Raw genomic sequence first — 19,100 nt, 5'->3', positions numbered from 1 at the left:
TATACGTAAAGCGTAAACCTTCGTCGACTGGCGAGAGGATGATGTTGAGGAAAATTTTTATTTTGCTGGCGAGTCCATAATCTGTTCGTGGACTCGCCGCAATACAATGAAATAAAAACAAATAGTTAGCTGTAAAGCGTGATTTACGTCACTCTTTATTAGGATAAGGGTTTCGTTTCCGGTTCATCCGCCATATTACCGGTATGTTTCCCCTCTTCGGTTCCCTGCCAGCCATGCCGTTGGGTGAGTGACAGATGTTCCCGGTCCTCGGTGATGATCTCGCTTAACATCGCGCTGGTGCGTTTATAGACCGCCGCGCGGGCTTTGGTATCGTTTTCGCCCATTGCCATCTCTTCCACCATTTCAATATTAAAGCGGCGGAACACATCGGCGCGTTCTCGCGCTTCATACGGCCCCAGACCTAAACTTTCCAGTGCCAGACGCCCGGTTTTCAGCGCACCTTCAAAGGTTTCACGCTCCGGCTTTTCAACGCCTGCCTGACGCAAACGAATGTAGTGGTCGACATCACGGGCGCGGGCAATAATCTGCAAATGCGGGAAATGTTCTTTCACCATCTCCGTCAGTTGCAGGTTGGTTTGCGGATCATCAATAGCGTTAATCAGCACTTCCGCTTTCGCCGCTCCGGCAGATTCCAGTAAATCCATCCGCGTGGCGTCGCCGTAAAACACTTTCATGCCGAATTTACGCAGCGTTTCGATATGGTCCGGGTCGTGATCGAGCACCACCATTTTCACCCCGCTGGAGAGCAGTAAACGTCCGGTGATCTGCCCAAAACGACCGAATCCGGCAATGATTACCCGCGGCTGTTCTTCGTCGATCTCATCGGCTTCACGCGCCTCTTCAGTAGAAGATTGCTCAAGGCGATTGAGGATCACCAGCAGAATCGGCGTTGCCGCCATCGACAGCGCCACCGCAAGGGTCAGCGATTTCGCCCACTCCGCCTCCAGCACATTCGCCATTTGCGCTGCACCAAATACCACAAAGGCAAACTCACTGCCCTGCCCTAACAGCACCGCAAACCAGCGACGCTGTTTATTTGGCACCTGCAACGGTCGGGCAATCAGCCACAGCATGGCAATTTTGATGATGAGGAAACCAAGCAGCAAAATAACAATGCGCAACGGATTTTCAAGCAGCGTGCCAAAGTCTATCGACATGCCAACACCGATAAAAAACAGCCCCAGCAGCAAACCTTTAAACGGTTCGATATCGCTTTCCAGCGCATGACGATATTCCGAGCTTGCCAGCAGTACGCCCGCCAGAAACGCGCCCATCGCCATCGACAAGCCGACCTCTTCCAGCAGCAAACCAAAGCCAAACACGAGGAATAAAGCTACGGCGCTGAACACTTCCCGCAAGCCAGAGCGGGCAACAAAACGCAGCGCCGGACGCGTGACATAGCGCCCCAGCAGTACCACCAGCACCAGCGCGCCCGCCACTTTTAACGCCGACAGGGCAAATGCGCCCATCGTCGTTGAGGCACTGCTCGCCGCCAGTAGCGGGATCATCGCCACCAACGGGATCGCCGCGATATCCTGGAACAGCAGCACCGCAAAGGCACTGCGGCCCATCTGCGTCATCATCAGATTGCGTTCATTCATCGCCTGCATGGCAATCGCCGTTGATGAGAGCGCCAGCGTCATGCCGATCAGTTCCGCTACCTGCCAGCGCAGTCCAAGTAACATGCAGAACAGCCCCAGCAGGCCGCCACAAATCACCATCTGTAATGCGCCACCACCGAACACTGCCGCACGCAGCTTCCACAGCCTTTGTGGATCGAGTTCGAGGCCGATAATAAACAACATCAGCACCACGCCGATTTCAGCAAAGTGCAGAATAGATTCGGCATCGGTCACCAGTCGCAGCCCCCACGGGCCAATAATACAACCCGCGATCAGGTAGCCAAGTACCGATCCCAGACCAAGACGTACCGCAATGGGGACAATCAGCGCCGCCGAACCGAGATAAATCAGCGCCTGAATCAGCGTATGGCTATCCATGATGTGCCTCCTGCCATTCCAGCAGACGTTGCTTATAGTGACGCGCCTGCCCTTCGAGGGTTTCGTCGTCACAAATAAAGGTGCAGTGCATGGCAAACGGTGGCAGCCAGTTCAGCCCGCAGTAGATTGCCGTCGCCTGTAGCGGCTGCGACAGCACATCAAAGCCCGGATGCGCACCAATCTCAAAATGGCTTTCCCCGCCGCCGGTCGTCACCGCCCACAGCAAATGTTTGCCATGCAGCGCCGTGCCGCCATGACCGTAAGCCCAGCCGTGCGAGAAGACTTTATCGATCCAAAGTTTAAGGAGCGGTGGAATGCTGTACCACTGCATCGGGTGCTGCCAGACGATCAGATCGGCGCGAGACAGCGCCTCCTGCTCGGCGGCAATGTCGATATTGAAGTCAGGATAGAGTTGATAAAGAGAGCGAATTTCAACGCCTTCCAGCGTCCTTGCCTGTTCAAGCATCCGTTTATTCGCATGGGAATGATGCGGATACGGATGCGCATAAATTATGAGGATCATAGTTATTAGCCCGCGTGTTTACGCCTTTGTTTTCCCACAAAGTGTAGTCATATATTCACGCGGCTTATAGTCAATAATATTGATTCAGAAAAGAGAGAAATCTGAATAAATTACCCCGCTCGCTGCCTGCGAATCGTCATATTGCTGGTCTGCGCCAGTGACATTCCACGCGTTTCCGGGGCAAACGCTACGGAAATCAACAAGCCAAATAGCGAGATCCCCGCCCCCATCAGCATGGTGCTACTGATGCCGTAATTATTGATAAAGATTGGCAGCGCCCAGGTCGAAACAATGGTGCCAATACGGCTCAGAGACATAATCACGCCCACGGCTGAAGCACGAATATCCGTCGGGAAGAGTTCATTAGGATAGAGCCACTGCAAATTACCTGGCCCGCCAGAGAAAAAGGCATACACCGCAAAAGCCATTACTACCAGCCAGATCCCCATATCCGGGATCAGCCCCAAAACCGCCAGCGCCAGCGTCATCATGGCAAAGCTGCCAATCAACAATGGACGCCGTCCGGCAGTGTTTAACCACAGCATCGGCGGAATACAGCCGAGCATAAAGAACAGGCTAATCACCACATTCCCCAGCGCCGCGTTTTTGCCAACACCCAATCCCAACAAACCAACGATTTGCGGGCCAAAGGTGTAAATGGCGAACATTGGGATCACCTGGCAGGTCCAGATGGCGGCAACAAACAGAACAAAAGGAAAATGGCGGCGATTAAACAGATCGCGAAAACGGGTTTGCTGCGGCTGCTCTTCCTCGAAAGCCACCGGTTCGCCAAACAGTTTGATCATCATCTCTTCGCACTCTTTCACTCGCCCTTTGCGTAACAACCAGCGGGGAGATTCAGGCAGTTCGAATCGACCAATCAAAATCAACAAACAGGGGATCGCTGCGCTGCCCAGCATCCAGCGCCAGCCGCCTTCCACATCATAAAGCCAGTAGCCGACCAGATCGGCGCAGGTCGCGCCGACATACCACATGGCGGCGATAAAGCTGATGGAAAACGCCCGCTGACGGGTACTGGAGAACTCGGTGATCATTGAGGTGGCGATAGGATAATCCGCGCCGATAACAATGCCGATGAGTACCCGCATCACCAACAGTTCGACGGGGGATGAGACAAACATCGTCGCCACCGATATCACGCCGATGGCGATGATATCAATGAGGAACATTTTGCGCCGTCCGACTTTATCGGAAATATAGCCAAACAGCGATGTGCCAACGAACAGCCCGGCGAGCGTTCCCGCGCCCAGCAAGCCAATCCAGTCAGCGTCCAGTTTCAGCGCCGGCGTCAGTTGCTCCAGTGCCACGCCAATCATTACCAGTACATAACCATCCAGAAACGGCCCCCCGCTTCCCCACAGCAAAATGCGGCGGTGAATAGAGGAAAATTTAAGATCGTCAAAGTTTCTGGACGGTTGCATGGGTTATTCCTGTTTTTTTGCAATGAGAGTCAGTACGGCGTTACGTATCAAACCAACATCAGCCGTAACGAAACTCCACACCAAAGGTGCCGCGCGGGTATTCCCACTGTTCCAGCGCCGACCCCAGCCCCAGAATGCGGCAGGTGCCACACTCCAGACATCCGGCGTAATCAAAGCGCACACTGCCGTCATCCTGCTTCTTGTACAGACCTGCGGGGCACGCTTTCACCAGCAGCTCCAGCACCTGTTTATCGGCATCGGCCTTCACAACAATGTGCGGATGCTCTTCATCGACATTGAATTTATTGACGCCCAGTTTGACGTCCACATTGACGGGAGAAGTCATAAAACAGTCACTCCTTTCATGCCATCCTTGATCAGATTGATGAAGCCCACCTTCTTGCCGTGGCGGAGGATTTTCTTGCGCATCAGTTCCGGCGCGCTGCCGTCAATGGTGAACAGGTCACGCGCCACGCCCACCGCCAGTTCCGGGTAGCCGCTAAACATGCGTGGATTATCAAGGAACGCCGGTAGTTTCTGGTACATGCGCATATCGCGCAGCGGGCCACTCTCCAGATGCTGACGATATTCCGCCAGTTTCTGCTTACTAAAATCGTCGTTTTTCATCGCTGAAAGCACGGTTTTTGCTGCGGCTTCCCCGGCGGCAATCGCCAGATCCATACCGCGAATGGTAAAACCGAGGTTCATACACATTCCGGCGGCATCACCGGCAATCAATACGCCATCACCGACCAGCTCCGGCAGCATGTTGATGCCTGCTTCCGGCACTACGTGAGCGGAATATTCCACCAGCTTGCCGCCCGCGATCAGCGGTGCAACGGCCGGATGTTGTTTGAAATCTTCCAGCATTTGCGGCACCGATTTTTTTGCGTCATGCAGATGATGCAGACCACAAACCAGCCCCAAAGACAGGGTATTTTCATTGGTATAAAGGAAGCCACCGCCCATCAGGCCATCGGTGGGGGAACCCGCAAACAGGCAAGCCGCGCCCTGATTACCCTGCAACTGAAAACGGTCTTCGATAACCGACTTCGGTAACTCGATCAGTTCCTTCACGCCAACCGCCACATCCGTCGGTTTAACGCGTTTTGCAATCCCCAGCTTTTCGGCAAGGATGGAATTCACCCCATCAGCAAGGATCACTGTTTTCGCTTCAATCACATCGCCATCGGCTTCTACACCGACAACTTTGCCATCGCGCTGTACGAGGTTATCGACGCGAATCCCGGTAATTAACTGCGCGCCCGCGTCTTCGGCCTGCTCCATCAACCAGGCATCAAATTTACTGCGCAAAACGGAGTAAGAACGCTGGGATGGCGAGGTTTCATCACCATTGCAGTAGTCCATGGTCATCGCTGACTTTTCCGTCATAAACGCGAGTTTTTCATGGGTGATCAGGCGTTCTACGGGGGCGGATTCGGCGAAACCAGGAATAATGTGTTCCAGACTGTGGGCATAGAGACGCCCGCCAGTGACGTTCTTGGCACCCGCGGAATTGCCACGCTCGATAACTAACACTTGCGCCCCTTCGCGGGCGAGCACCAGTGCGGCAACCGAACCGGCAAGCCCAGCACCGACGATGATGGCGTCAAAGATATCTTCGGACATAAGAACTCCCTGTCAGCGGCTGGGCCGAAATGCAGCCCTGCCAGAGTGGATCAACGCGCTAAAGCTGCGGTCAGCGCTGGAAGGATCTTCACGGCGTCGCCAACAATGCCGTAATCCGCATACTGGAAGATCGGCGCATTTTTATCTTTATTGATGGCGAAAATGGTTTGCGACGCGTTAGCGCCAACCATGTGCTGGATCTGCCCGGAGATCCCCACCGCCAGATACAGTTCAGGTTTCAGCATCAGGTTGGAGATACCGACATAGCGTTCGTGCTCCATCCATTTTTCGTTTTCCGCCACCGGACGAGAACAGGCCAGCTCCGCACCTATCGCCTTGCAAAGCTGTTCTGCCAGCGCAATGTTCTCTTTGCTGCCAATGCCGCGACCGACGCTGACCACCAGACGGGCTTTGTCGAGATCGACGCTGTTGCTCTGGCGCGACTGGGTTGCCGTGCGGGTAATCGCCACAGCCGGAGCCTGCCACTCCACGGTGTGCGTTTCGCCAGTACGTGACGCGTCTGGCTGAGCCGCATCGAATGTGCCGCTGCTGATGGTCAGTACCGCATACGGCGTGGCAATGCGTTCTTCGCCAATTGCCAGGCCGCCGTAAACCATGTGTTTCACCGTCGCTTTACCGTCCTGTACGCTGACGGTGCTGGCATCGTTAGACACCGCCGCTTTAAGGCGATAACCCAGTTTTGCCGCCAGTAATTTGCCGCGACGGGTGTTTGGCAACAGAACCAGGCCGTCTGCGCCGTGCTGGCGAATAGTGTCAGCCATGACACTGGCGTAATCTTCGATCATCCGATCGTCCGGTTTGCCGTTTAATTTCCAGACATGATTAGCGCCGAGCTGGATTGCCTGTACGCCATCGGTATCATTGAGGACAAAGGTGTTGATTTGATTAGCTAAAGCCTGCGCACCGTTCATCAGTTCCGGCAGACGAGAAGGGGTATCGCTGAATACCCAGACTTGAGAAAACGTGTTCATAGCATCCCCTGTAATTAAATGACTTTGCGAAGATTTTCAGCAAATGCGGCGATCTGTTCTTCGCCGTCGCCTTCAATCACGATGCGCTGACGCTCGCGCTGTTTCGGCGCGGCAACCTGTTGTTCAGACCACGCAACCTCCGCGTTAAAACCGATATCCGCCGCCGACCATACCTGGACTGGCTTTTTCGCCGCGCCGAGAATGGATTTCATCGAAGGAATTTGTGGGGAGTTGATATCAGTGGAAACAGCAACAACCGCAGGCAGCGGAATGCTTAAGGTTTCTGTTTCATCTTCCAGTTCGCGCTCAACGGTGAGGGTATCTGCCGTCAGGGAAATAATTTTGCTGACACCGTTAACTGCCGGAATATTGAGGATTTCGCCCACCAGCAGACCAACCTGCTGGGCATAAAGGTCGGAAGAACCGTCGCCGCACAGGATCAGATCAAAGCCAGCTTTCTGTGCCGCGGCAGCCAGTGCAGTCGCCGTTTGTTGCGGCAGTGCCTGCTCGAACTGGTCATCAATCACCACAATCAGTTCATCCGGGCCGCGCGATAGCACATCTTTACGCCCTTTGGCGTTGGTCAGGGCTTTACCGCCCACACTTAAGGCCGTCACCTGCGCCTCTGCCGCCTGCTGTTTTAACTGGCAAGCCGCTTCAATAGCGTTCAAATCGTATTGGCTTATTTTCGCATCGGCTTTACTGAAGTCTAACGAACCATCAGCATTATTGACCGCAATATCCTGTTCATCAGGCACGCACTTATAGCAAGTAATAATCTTCATTGCATCTCCAGAAATCATGAAGGAAACGTCGTTCATATCGGTGGTGTTAATTACAGATATCACGTCCTTTAATTCGGGAATAAAACTTTAATCACCAATATTGAAAATGTCACACGCAGATAAATCCAACTTTCAATATTGTTAAGCTCCTCACCAATATTGAAAACATGGCGTAGCAAAGAGAAATTTTCAATATTGTTTTATGGATCACCAATATTGAAAGTCAGATGCTATTTTTTTACTCACAATCAAATCCATCATATTGATTAATAATGGATATTTACACAAAGACACTCTGTTTTTACCCGATAAAAAACTGTGATTTACATCACAGAATGCAGCCAATTGAATACCCATTATGAGTTAGCCATTAACGCGTCCACGAGGTTAATAATAATTATATTAAATGTTAACAAAAATAAAACAAACGGGAACGCAAAATAAATATTCGTTTTCACAGTGGAATTAACTCATGACAAAAGAAAAGAGTAAAACGGGAATAGAACCGAAGGTGTTCTTTCCGCCATTAATAATCGTTGGCATACTTTGTTGGCTTACCGTAAGGGATCTGGATGCGGCGAATGTCGTTATTAATGCTGTATTCAGTTACGTCACCAATGTATGGGGATGGGCATTTGAATGGTATATGGTGGTGATGCTTTTCGGTTGGTTCTGGCTGGTGTTTGGCCCGTATGCCAAAAAGCGTTTAGGTAACGAACCACCAGAATTTAGTACCGCCAGTTGGATCTTTATGATGTTCGCCTCCTGTACGTCAGCTGCCGTACTGTTCTGGGGATCGATTGAGATCTACTACTACATCTCCACGCCGCCGTTTGCTTTAGCGCCAAACTCCACTGGTGCGAAAGAGCTGGGGCTGGCCTACAGTTTGTTCCACTGGGGACCGCTACCGTGGGCCACTTACAGCTTCCTTTCCGTCGCCTTCGCGTACTTCTTCTTTGTCCGCAAAATGGATGTGATTCGCCCCAGCTCCACTCTGGTGCCGCTGGTCGGTGAAAAACATGCCAAAGGCTTGTTTGGCACTATCGTCGATAACTTCTATCTGGTGGCGCTGATCTTCGCAATGGGCACCAGTCTGGGTCTTGCCACGCCGCTGGTGACCGAGTGTATGCAGTACCTGTTTGGTATTCCGCATACCCTGCAACTGGACGCTATCATCATTACCTGCTGGATCATCCTCAACGCTATCTGCGTCGCCTGTGGTCTGCAAAAAGGGGTGAAAATCGCCAGCGATGTGCGCAGCTATCTGAGTTTCCTGATGCTTGGCTGGGTATTCATCGTCAGCGGTGCCAGCTTCATCATGAACTACTTCACCGACTCGGTGGGGATGTTGCTGATGTATCTGCCGCGCATGTTGTTCTATACCGATGCCGTTGGCAAAGGCGGCTTCCCGCAGGGCTGGACCGTGTTCTACTGGGCATGGTGGGTAATTTATGCCATCCAGATGAGTATCTTCCTCGCGCGTATTTCCCGTGGTCGTACCGTGCGTGAACTGTGCTTCGGTATGGTGATGGGGCTGACAGCATCCACCTGGATCCTGTGGACCGTACTCGGTAGTAACACTCTGCTGTTGATGGATAAAAATATCATCAACATTCCAAACCTGATCGAACAGTATGGTGTGGCGCGCGCCATCATCGAAACCTGGGCCGCTCTGCCGCTCAGCACTGCCACCATGTGGGGCTTCTTCATTCTCTGCTTTATTGCCACCGTTACCCTGATTAACGCCTGCTCTTACACCCTGGCGATGTCCACCTGCCGCGAAGTGCGCGACGGTGAAGAACCACCGCTGCTGGTGCGTATCGGCTGGTCAGTGTTGGTTGGTGTTATCGGCATTGTTCTGCTGGCGCTCGGCGGCCTGAAACCGATTCAAACCGCCATCATCGCCGGAGGATGCCCGCTGTTCTTCGTCAACATTATGGTGACGCTCTCCTTTATTAAAGACGCGAAACAGAACTGGAAAGATTAATTAACCCCCAAAATATCAAGAGGTTGAAAGATGGATTTTAATTTAAATGATGAGCAGGAACTGTTTGTCGCCGGTATCCGCGAACTGATGGCCAGCGAAAACTGGGAGGCCTATTTTGCCGAGTGCGACCGTGACAGCGTCTACCCGGAACGTTTTGTCAAAGCACTGGCGGATATGGATATCGACAGCCTGCTGATCCCGGAAGAGCACGGTGGTCTGGATGCGGGGTTTGTTACCCTCGCCGCCGTGTGGATGGAACTGGGTCGTTTGGGGGCGCCAACCTACGTGCTGTACCAGTTGCCAGGCGGGTTTAACACCATCCTGCGTGAAGGCACACAAGAGCAGATCGACAAGATTATGGCGTTTCGTGGTACCGGTAAGCAGATGTGGAACTCAGCGATTACCGAACCAGGAGCTGGCTCTGACGTGGGTAGCCTGAAAACGACTTATACCCGTAGAGATGGTAAGATTTATCTTAATGGTAGTAAGTGTTTTATTACCAGTAGCGCCTACACCCCGTACATCGTGGTGATGGCGCGCGACGGGGCTTCTCCGGACAAACCTGTCTACACCGAATGGTTTGTTGATATGAGCAAACCGGGCATCAAAGTGACCAAACTTGAGAAGCTCGGTCTGCGTATGGATAGCTGCTGTGAAATCACCTTTGACGATGTGGAACTGGACGAGAAAGACATGTTCGGTCGGGAAGGTAACGGCTTTAACCGCGTCAAAGAAGAGTTCGACCATGAACGTTTCCTGGTAGCCCTGACCAACTACGGTACGGCGATGTGCGCCTTTGAAGATGCGGCGCGCTACGCCAACCAGCGCGTGCAGTTTGGCGAGGCTATTGGTCGTTTCCAGTTGATTCAGGAAAAATTCGCCCACATGGCGATCAAATTAAACTCCATGAAAAACATGCTGTATGAAGCAGCGTGGAAAGCAGACAACGGCACCATCACCTCTGGTGATGCAGCGATGTGCAAATACTTCTGCGCTAATGCGGCATTTGAAGTGGTGGATAGCGCAATGCAGGTGCTGGGCGGTGTCGGGATTGCGGGCAACCACCGCATCAGCCGCTTCTGGCGTGATCTGCGTGTAGACCGCGTCTCCGGGGGATCTGACGAAATGCAGATCCTGACGCTGGGTCGTGCGGTGCTGAAGCAATACCGCTAAGTCCGTGCGCTGCCTGATGCGACGCGGCCGCGTCTTATCAGGCCTACGGGAGCACGAATGTCGGCCGGATAAGGCGTTTACGCCGCATCCGGCAGTCATGCGCTACACAAATTTTTCAGGAGCTAATAATGGATCATCTACCCATGCCGAAATTCGGGCCGCTGGCCGGATTGCGCGTTGTCTTCTCCGGTATCGAAATCGCCGGGCCGTTCGCCGGGCAAATGTTCGCAGAATGGGGGGCGGAAGTTATCTGGATCGAGAACGTCGCCTGGGCCGACACCATTCGCGTTCAACCTAACTACCCGCAGCTCTCCCGCCGCAATTTGCACGCGCTGTCGTTAAATATTTTCAAAGATGAAGGCCGCGAAGCGTTTCTGAAATTAATGGAAACCACCGATATCTTCATCGAAGCCAGTAAAGGTCCAGCCTTTGCCCGTCGTGGCATTACCGATGAAGTCCTGTGGCAGCACAACCCGAAACTGGTTATCGCTCACCTGTCCGGTTTTGGTCAGTACGGCACCGAGGAGTACACCAATCTTCCGGCCTATAACACCATCGCCCAGGCCTTCAGTGGTTACCTGATTCAGAACGGTGATGTTGACCAGCCAATGCCTGCCTTCCCGTATACCGCCGATTACTTCTCTGGCCTGACCGCCACCACGGCAGCGCTGGCAGCACTGCATAAAGTGCGTGAAACCGGTAAAGGCGAAAGTATCGACATTGCCATGTATGAAGTGATGCTGCGTATGGGCCAGTACTTCATGATGGATTACTTCAACGGCGGCGAAATGTGCCCGCGCATGACCAAAGGTAAAGATCCCTACTACGCCGGTTGCGGTCTGTACAAATGCGCCGACGGCTACATCGTGATGGAACTGGTGGGCATTACTCAGATTGCAGAATGCTTTAAAGATATCGGCCTCGCACATCTGCTCGGCACGCCGGAAATCCCGGAAGGCACCCAGCTTATCCATCGTATCGAATGCCCTTACGGACCACTGGTAGAAGAGAAACTCGATGCCTGGCTGGCGGCGCACACCATCGCGGAAGTTAAAGAACGCTTTGCTGAACTGAATATCGCCTGCGCCAAAGTGCTGACAGTACCGGAACTGGAAAGCAATCCACAGTATGTGGCTCGTGAATCAATCACCCAGTGGCAAACGATGGATGGTCGCACCTGCAAAGGGCCAAACGTGATGCCGAAATTCAAAAATAACCCAGGCCAAATCTGGCGCGGAATGCCATCACACGGTATGGACACGGCTGCCATTTTGAAAACTATCGGCTACAGCGAAAACGACATTCAGGAGTTGGTCAGCAAAGGTCTGGCCAAAGTTGAGGACTAAACGCGTGGCGCCAGTCGGCTTGCCTGACTAGCGCCCGCCCAATAACAAACGAACAAAATGGATAGAGGTGCAATGGATATCATTGGCGGACAACATCTACGTCAAATGTGGGACGATCTGGCGGACGTTTACGGTCATAAAACGGCGCTGATTTGTGAATCCAACGGCGGAGTCGTTAACCGGTATAGTTATCTTGAGTTAAATCAGGAGATTAACCGCACGGCAAACCTGTTTTATACGCTGGGGATTCGCAAAGGCGACAAGGTTGCTCTACATCTCGACAACTGCCCGGAATTTATCTTTTGCTGGTTCGGGCTGGCAAAAATTGGTGCGATTATGGTGCCGATTAACGCCCGCCTGTTGCGCGAGGAAAGCGCGTGGATCCTGCAAAATAGCCAGGCGTGCCTGCTGGTGACCAGTGCGCAATTCTATCCTATGTATCAACAGATTCAGCAGGAAGATGCCACTCAGTTGCGGCACATTTGCCTGACAGATGTGGCGCTTCCCGCTGATGATGGTGTGAGTTCGTTTACTCAACTGAAAAATCAACAACCTGCCACCTTGTGCTATGCACCGCCGCTAACGACCGACGATACGGCGGAAATTCTCTTTACCTCCGGTACCACTTCCCGACCGAAAGGGGTGGTGATTACCCATTACAACCTGCGCTTCGCTGGATATTACTCTGCCTGGCAGTGCGCACTGCGTGACGATGACGTCTACCTGACGGTAATGCCTGCGTTTCATATCGATTGCCAGTGTACTGCGGCGATGGCGGCGTTTTCTGCCGGAGCCACCTTTGTGCTGGTCGAGAAATACAGCGCCCGCGCCTTCTGGGGACAGGTACAGAAGTATCGCGCCACCGTTACCGAATGTATTCCGATGATGATCCGTACGTTGATGGTGCGACCGCCTTCAGCGAGCGATCAGCAACACCATCTGCGGGAAGTAATGTTTTATCTCAACCTGTCGGAGCAGGAAAAAGATGCGTTTTGTGAACGCTTCGGCGTTCGCTTGCTGACCTCTTATGGGATGACGGAAACCATTGTTGGCATTATCGGCGATCGCCCTGGCGATAAACGACGCTGGCCGTCGATTGGTCGGGCGGGGTTTTGCTACGAAGCGGAGATCCGCGACGATCACAATCGTCCGCTCCCGGCTGGTGAGATCGGCGAAATCTGCATTAAAGGCGTACCGGGAAAAACCATCTTCAAAGAGTACTTTCTCAACCCTGAGGCCACTGCGAAAGTGCTGGAAGCTGATGGCTGGCTGCATACTGGCGATACCGGATACTGCGACGAAGAGGGCTTTTTTTATTTCGTCGATCGTCGCTGCAATATGATCAAACGCGGTGGGGAGAATGTCTCTTGCGTAGAGCTGGAAAATATTATCGCCGCGCACCCGAAAATTCAGGACATCGTGGTTGTTGGTATTAAAGATTCGATTCGCGATGAAGCCATCAAAGCGTTTGTGGTGCTGAATGAAGGTGAAATATTGAGCGAAGAGGAATTCTTCAACTTCTGCGAACAGAATATGGCGAAATTTAAAGTGCCCTCTTATCTGGAGATCAGAAAAGATCTGCCACGTAATTGCTCGGGGAAAATAATCAGAAAGGCACTGAAATAAACACTACAGCAGGGTACTACTCTGTCTGGTAATAATCACGTTCAACAATAATATGCATTTTTTTGCAGGGCCGTTGTCGTCCCTGAAAAAGCAAAAATGGAGAAAAGGAATGAGTGAATCATTACATCTGACCCGCAACGGATCAATTCTGGAAATTACCCTAGATCGCCCAAAAGCGAATGCTATTGATGCGAAAACCAGCTTTGAAATGGGCGAAGTATTTCTAAATTTCCGTGACGATCCGCAATTACGTGTCGCCATTATTACCGGTGCCGGAGAGAAATTCTTTTCCGCAGGCTGGGATTTAAAAGCAGCAGCAGAAGGCGAAGCACCGGATGCTGACTTTGGTCCGGGTGGTTTTGCGGGCTTAACCGAAATTTTCAATCTGGATAAACCGGTCATCGCAGCCGTGAACGGCTACGCCTTTGGCGGCGGCTTTGAACTGGCGCTGGCGGCAGATTTTATTGTTTGTGCCGATAACGCCAGCTTCGCCCTGCCGGAAGCCAAACTGGGCATCGTTCCTGACAGCGGCGGTGTGCTGCGTCTGCCGAAGATCCTGCCGCCTGCCATCGTCAATGAAATGGTGATGACCGGCAGAAGAATGGGCGCAGAAGAGGCGCTGCGTTGGGGGATAGTCAACCGCGTAGTTAGCCAGACGGAACTGATGGATAACGCCCGCGAACTGGCGCAGCAACTGGTTGACAGCGCCCCGCTGGCGATTGCGGCGCTGAAAGAGATCTACCGCACCACCAGCGAAATGCCAGTAGAAGAAGCGTATCGCTATATTCGCAGCGGCGTGTTGAAACACTATCCATCGGTTCTGCATTCGGAAGATGCCCTTGAAGGGCCGCTGGCGTTTGCCGAGAAGCGCGATCCGGTGTGGAAAGGACGTTAACAACCGTGAGCTATTACGCCTTTGAAGGGTTAATTCCGCTGGTTCACCCGACGGCGTTTGTCCATCCCAGTGCAGTATTGATTGGCGATGTGATTGTGGGGGCTGGAGTCTACATCGGCCCCCTCGCTTCACTGCGTGGTGATTACGGGCGGTTGATCGTGCAAGCGGGAGCCAATATTCAGGATGGCTGCATTATGCATGGCTACTGCGACACTGACACCATCGTTGGAGAAAATGGCCATATCGGGCACGGCGCGATCCTGCATGGTTGTGTGATTGGTCGCGATGCATTGGTCGGGATGAACAGCGTGATTATGGATGGCGCGGTCATTGGCGAAGAGAGCATTGTTGCCGCCATGAGTTTTGTCAAAGCAGGCTTTAGCGGCGAGAAACGCCAGTTGTTGATGGGGACGCCAGCCCGCGCTGTACGCAGTGTGAGTGACGACGAGTTACACTGGAAGCGGTTGAATACCAAAGAATATCAGAATCTTGTCGGGCGTTGTCATGCATCGTTACATGAAACGCAGCCGTTGAGGCAAATGGAGGAAAATCGCCCCCGTTTGCAGGGGACGACGGATGTGACGCCGAAACGGTAACATCGTCAGATGCGGCATAAACGCCTTATCCAACCCGGCAGGAAAGCCCCCGTAGGCAGGATAAGATGCGCCAGCATCGCATCCGGCGATAGCTGTCGGATGCGGCATAAACGCCTTATCCAACCCTGCTGGAGAGCAACCGTAGGCCGGATAAGATGCGCCAGCATCGCATCCGGCGACCAGGTCGCACGGTATCAACGAAATGACATTAACGACGCATACTCTTTGACAACATCATCTGCCACTTCTGCTCGCGGTTAAGTTCCGTGAGCGGAACGGCAGGAATACGCGGAGTCTTTCTTACGCCGACTAATTTATCCCGGCTGTTATTGCGCAGGCGCGCGTAAATTTGCTCATCGATATCGACCACTTTTACCAGTCGCTGGCACTGGCATCCCCGCCCTTCCAGCTTATTAGGGATCATCTTAACTTCGCAGCTTATTTCTGCGACTTCCGACAGAATATAAGTCAGGGTATTAACCGCCTTGCTGTGTTCAATATCGAAATGAATAGAGATCTCTCTTGCTATCACCCACCGGTTTTCAGCCATCATCCATTCGGCGATTAACAAATAGAGTGGTTTTTCAACACATCCTTCACACATACGAACTCCAGTTTCACAAATTAAAAGACTGGCTATGACTCGTTTTGCAGCAATTAAACAAGGCCATATTAAAATTGTGGATATATCGATAGTATGCAACCTAACGAAGGATTAGTGTGAGCAAAATCCTGCTTACGCCATCAAAAATATGAATTCCAACAAAGTTTTGTCTTACAGATAAAAAAACGGTCCTCTTTCGAGAACCGTATTAGTTATTCGATCAAATTGGCGAATAAAACATATCCGCCATCACACGCTATTATTTGATCTGTGCGTGCATTTCCTGCACCGAAATAACTTTTTCGGTCGCATCGGCATTCAGCGCCATCGCGGTGGCGAAACCGCCGTTCAGGGTGGTGTCGTAATGCACTTTATATTGCAGCGCACTGCGACGGATCACGCGGGAGTCTTCAATCGCGCGACGACCTGAGGTGGTGTTGATGATGTAGGTGTATTCGCCATTCTTGATACGGTCCTGAATGTGCGGACGACCTTCATGCACCTTGTTTACCAGACGCGGATTAATGCCCGCTTCGCCCAGCACAATCGCCGTGCCGTGGGTTGCATCCAGCTCGAAGCCCTGTTTCAGCAGTTTTGCCGCCAGGTCCACCACGCGTTCTTTGTCGCCTTCACGCACGGAGAGCAGCGCACGGCCCTGTTTCTTCATGGTGGAGTTACTGCCCAGCTGCGCTTTGGCAAATGCTTCAGCGAAGGTGCGACCCACGCCCATCACTTCCCCGGTGGAGCGCATTTCTGGCCCTAACAGCGGGTCAACGCCCGGGAATTTGTTGAACGGCAGCACCACTTCTTTCACCGAGTAGTACGGCGGGATGACTTCTTTAGTCACGCCCTGCTCAGCCAGCGATTTGCCTGCCATCACACGCGCCGCCACTTTTGCCAGCGGCACGCCGGTGGCTTTGGAGACGAACGGAACGGTACGCGCCGCACGCGGGTTAACTTCAATCAGGTAGACTTCGTTGTTTTTCACCGCAAACTGCACGTTCATCAGGCCGCGCACCTGCAATTCGAAGGCCAGTTTCTGCACCTGTTGGCGCATCACATCCTGAATTTCCTGACTTAAGGTGTAGGCTGGCAGAGAACATGCGGAGTCACCGGAGTGCACGCCCGCCTGCTCAATATGCTCCATGATGCCGCCAATCAGCACCATTTCGCCATCGCAGATGGCGTCCACGTCAACTTCTACCGCGTCATCAAGGAAGTGATCCAGCAACACTGGCGCATCGTTAGACACGCTGACCGCCGTCTGGAAGTAGCGACGCAGGTCAGCTTCGTCGTAGACGATTTCCATCGCCCGACCGCCGAGAACGTAAGACGGGCGCACCACCAGCGGGTAGCCAATCTCTTTTGCCTTCTCAACCGCCATTTCAATAGCGGTAACGGTGGCGTTCGCCGGTTGTTTCAGTTTCAGACGGTCAACCGCATGCTGGAAGCGTTCACGGTCTTCCGCACGGTCGATAGCATCCGGGCTGGTACCGATAACCGGGACGCCAGCGGCTTCCAGCGCACGTGCCAGTTTCAGCGGGGTCTGACCGCCGTACTGGACGATAACGCCTTTCGGCTTCTCAATACGCACAATTTCCAGCACATCTTCCAGAGTTACCGGCTCGAAGTAGAGGCGGTCGGAAGTATCGTAGTCGGTGGAGACGGTTTCCGGGTTACAGTTCACCATAATGGTTTCGTAACCGTCTTCACGCAGCGCCAGCGAGGCGTGTACGCAGCAGTAGTCGAATTCGATACCCTGACCGATACGGTTCGGGCCACCGCCGAGCACCATGATTTTTTCACGGTCGGTAGACGGATTCGCTTCGCACTCTTCTTCATAAGTGGAGTACATATAAGCGGTGTCGGTGGCAAATTCTGCCGCACAGGTATCCACGCGCTTGTAAACCGGATGCAGGTCATACTGGTCACGCAGCTTACGGATTTCTGCTTCACGCACGCCCGCGAGTTTTGCCAGACGCGCATCGGCAAAGCCTTTGCGTTTCAACTGGCGCAGGAAGTCAGCGTTCAGGCCAGTGATGCCCACTTCTGCCACTTTCTCTTCCAGACGCACCAGCTCTTCAATCTGTACCAGGAACCAGCGGTCAATGTTGGTCAGGTTGAAGACGCCGTCCACAGACAGGCCCGCACGGAAAGCATCGGCGATGTACCAGATACGCTCTGCGCCTGCGTCTTTCAGTTCGCGACGGATTTTGGTTAACGCTTCCGGGTCATCCAGGCTCACTTTCGGGTCGAAGCCAGTTGCGCCCACTTCCAGGCCGCGCAGCGCTTTTTGCAGGGACTCCTGCTGCGTGCGACCAATCGCCATCACTTCGCCAACCGATTTCATCTGAGTGGTCAGACGGTCGTTCGCACCAGCGAATTTCTCGAAGTTGAAGCGAGGAATTTTAGTAACCACATAGTCGATGGACGGCTCAAAGGAGGCCGGAGTACGTCCGCCGGTGATGTCGTTCATTAGCTCGTCGAGGGTGTAACCCACCGCCAGTTTCGCCGCCACTTTAGCAATCGGGAAGCCGGTCGCTTTCGACGCCAGCGCCGAAGAACGCGACACGCGCGGGTTCATTTCGATAACAATCAGGCGACCGTTTTTCGGGTTCACCGCAAACTGGACGTTGGAACCACCGGTTTCAACGCCGATTTCACGCAGCACCGCCATCGAGGCGTTACGCATGATTTGATATTCTTTGTCAGTCAGCGTTTGGGCTGGCGCGACAGTGATGGAGTCACCGGTGTGGATGCCCATTGCATCGAAGTTTTCGATAGAGCAGACGATGATGCAGTTGTCGTTTTTATCACGCACCACTTCCATCTCGTACTCTTTCCAGCCGATCAGCGACTCATCAATCAGCAACTCTTTGGTTGGGGAGAGATCCAGACCGCGGGCGCAGATTTCTTCAAACTCTTCGCGGTTATAAGCGATACCGCCACCACTACCGCCCATTGTGAAGGATGGGCGAATAATGCACGGGAAGCCCACGTCAGCGGCAACCGCCAGCGCTTCTTCCATCGTGTGTGCAATACCGGAACGCGCAGTTTCCAGACCGATTTTCTTCATCGCTACGTCGAAACGGCGGCGGTCTTCTGCTTTATCAATCGCATCGGCGGTAGCACCAATCATGGTGACACCGAACTCTTCCAGCACACCCTGACGCTCCAGCTCCAGCGCGCAGTTCAACGCCGTCTGACCGCCCATCGTTGGCAGCACTGCGTCCGGGCGCTCTTTTTCAATAATCTTGCGTACCACTTCCCAGTGAATCGGCTCGATGTAGGTCGCATCAGCCATTTCCGGGTCGGTCATGATGGTCGCCGGGTTGGAGTTCACCAGAATAACGCGGTAACCCTCTTCGCGCAGGGCTTTACATGCTTGCGCGCCAGAGTAGTCAAACTCACACGCCTGACCGATAACAATCGGGCCCGCACCCAGAATCAGGATACTTTTTATATCTGTACGTTTTGGCAT

The 19,100-nt window shown here is 53.1% G+C and carries 15 protein-coding genes; 6 read left to right on the top strand and 9 right to left on the bottom strand.

Annotation, left to right across the window (positions count from 1 at the left end; translation table 11 throughout):
- Nucleotides 1–158: 158 nt before the first annotated feature.
- The 7 genes from kefC to D9738_RS04070 form a co-directional block, all read right to left on the bottom strand.
- On the bottom strand, nucleotides 159–2,021 hold the full coding sequence (gene kefC, locus D9738_RS04100; protein WP_130259618.1) for a glutathione-regulated potassium-efflux system protein KefC: 1,863 nt from the start codon (nucleotides 2,019–2,021) through the stop codon (nucleotides 159–161).
- Nucleotides 2,014–2,544, bottom strand: coding sequence for a glutathione-regulated potassium-efflux system oxidoreductase KefF (kefF, locus tag D9738_RS04095; protein ID WP_000600725.1), 531 nt, complete (start codon nucleotides 2,542–2,544; stop codon nucleotides 2,014–2,016). The genes kefC and kefF overlap by 8 nt, the downstream gene beginning before the upstream one ends.
- A 110-nt stretch (nucleotides 2,545–2,654) precedes the next feature.
- Entirely contained in the window at nucleotides 2,655–3,986 is a 1,332-nt protein-coding gene (locus D9738_RS04090; RefSeq protein WP_130204863.1) for an MFS transporter, read from the bottom strand.
- Between the two features lie 58 nt (nucleotides 3,987–4,044).
- Complete coding sequence (gene fixX / locus D9738_RS04085) at nucleotides 4,045–4,332, bottom strand: ferredoxin-like protein FixX (protein WP_000203747.1); 288 nt, start codon at nucleotides 4,330–4,332, stop codon at nucleotides 4,045–4,047.
- On the bottom strand, nucleotides 4,329–5,615 hold the full coding sequence (locus D9738_RS04080) for an FAD-dependent oxidoreductase (protein WP_130259617.1): 1,287 nt from the start codon (nucleotides 5,613–5,615) through the stop codon (nucleotides 4,329–4,331). The genes fixX and D9738_RS04080 overlap by 4 nt, the downstream gene beginning before the upstream one ends.
- 50 nt (nucleotides 5,616–5,665) lie before the next feature.
- Nucleotides 5,666–6,607, bottom strand: coding sequence for an electron transfer flavoprotein subunit alpha/FixB family protein (locus D9738_RS04075; protein ID WP_130259616.1), 942 nt, complete (start codon nucleotides 6,605–6,607; stop codon nucleotides 5,666–5,668).
- Nucleotides 6,608–6,621: 14 nt separating this feature from the next.
- The gene (locus tag D9738_RS04070; RefSeq protein WP_130259615.1) at nucleotides 6,622–7,392 is read right to left on the bottom strand and encodes an electron transfer flavoprotein FixA; all 771 of its coding nucleotides are present in this window, start codon (nucleotides 7,390–7,392) and stop codon (nucleotides 6,622–6,624) included.
- A gap of 472 nt (nucleotides 7,393–7,864) precedes the next feature.
- Here D9738_RS04070 and caiT point away from each other — a divergent pair, with 472 nt between their 5' ends.
- The 6 genes from caiT to caiE all read left to right on the top strand — a co-directional run bounded on the left by caiT (nucleotide 7,865) and on the right by caiE (nucleotide 15,015).
- Nucleotides 7,865–9,379, top strand: coding sequence for an L-carnitine/gamma-butyrobetaine antiporter (gene caiT / locus D9738_RS04065; protein ID WP_130221654.1), 1,515 nt, complete (start codon nucleotides 7,865–7,867; stop codon nucleotides 9,377–9,379).
- Nucleotides 9,380–9,409: 30 nt separating this feature from the next.
- A complete protein-coding gene (gene caiA, locus D9738_RS04060; RefSeq protein ID WP_130217474.1) occupies nucleotides 9,410–10,552 on the top strand; it encodes a crotonobetainyl-CoA dehydrogenase in 1,143 nt (380 codons plus the stop codon).
- A gap of 128 nt (nucleotides 10,553–10,680) precedes the next feature.
- Nucleotides 10,681–11,898, top strand: coding sequence for an L-carnitine CoA-transferase (gene caiB / locus D9738_RS04055; protein ID WP_130204851.1), 1,218 nt, complete (start codon nucleotides 10,681–10,683; stop codon nucleotides 11,896–11,898).
- Nucleotides 11,899–11,970: 72 nt separating this feature from the next.
- Nucleotides 11,971–13,524 carry a crotonobetaine/carnitine-CoA ligase gene (gene caiC / locus D9738_RS04050; protein WP_130259643.1) on the top strand — a complete coding sequence of 518 codons (1,554 nt, stop codon included), beginning with the start codon at nucleotides 11,971–11,973 and terminating at the stop codon, nucleotides 13,522–13,524.
- Nucleotides 13,525–13,633: 109 nt separating this feature from the next.
- Complete coding sequence (caiD, locus tag D9738_RS04045; RefSeq protein ID WP_130259614.1) at nucleotides 13,634–14,419, top strand: crotonobetainyl-CoA hydratase; 786 nt, start codon at nucleotides 13,634–13,636, stop codon at nucleotides 14,417–14,419.
- Nucleotides 14,420–14,424: 5 nt separating this feature from the next.
- A complete protein-coding gene (gene caiE / locus D9738_RS04040; RefSeq protein ID WP_130259613.1) occupies nucleotides 14,425–15,015 on the top strand; it encodes a carnitine operon protein CaiE in 591 nt (196 codons plus the stop codon).
- A 208-nt stretch (nucleotides 15,016–15,223) separates the two neighbouring features.
- On the opposite strand, the gene caiF is transcribed toward caiE, so the two are convergent.
- Complete coding sequence (gene caiF / locus D9738_RS04035) at nucleotides 15,224–15,619, bottom strand: carnitine metabolism transcriptional regulator CaiF (RefSeq protein ID WP_130204845.1); 396 nt, start codon at nucleotides 15,617–15,619, stop codon at nucleotides 15,224–15,226.
- 259 nt (nucleotides 15,620–15,878) lie between these two features.
- On the bottom strand, nucleotides 15,879–19,100 hold the full coding sequence (gene carB, locus D9738_RS04030) for a carbamoyl-phosphate synthase large subunit (protein WP_130259612.1): 3,222 nt from the start codon (nucleotides 19,098–19,100) through the stop codon (nucleotides 15,879–15,881).

It is taken from the genome of Escherichia sp. E10V5 (assembly GCF_004212315.1).
Taxonomy (GTDB): Bacteria; Pseudomonadota; Gammaproteobacteria; order Enterobacterales; family Enterobacteriaceae; genus Escherichia.
The sequence above is the reverse complement of the archived record's forward strand: the minus strand, read 5'-3'. Positions and strand labels throughout refer to the sequence as shown.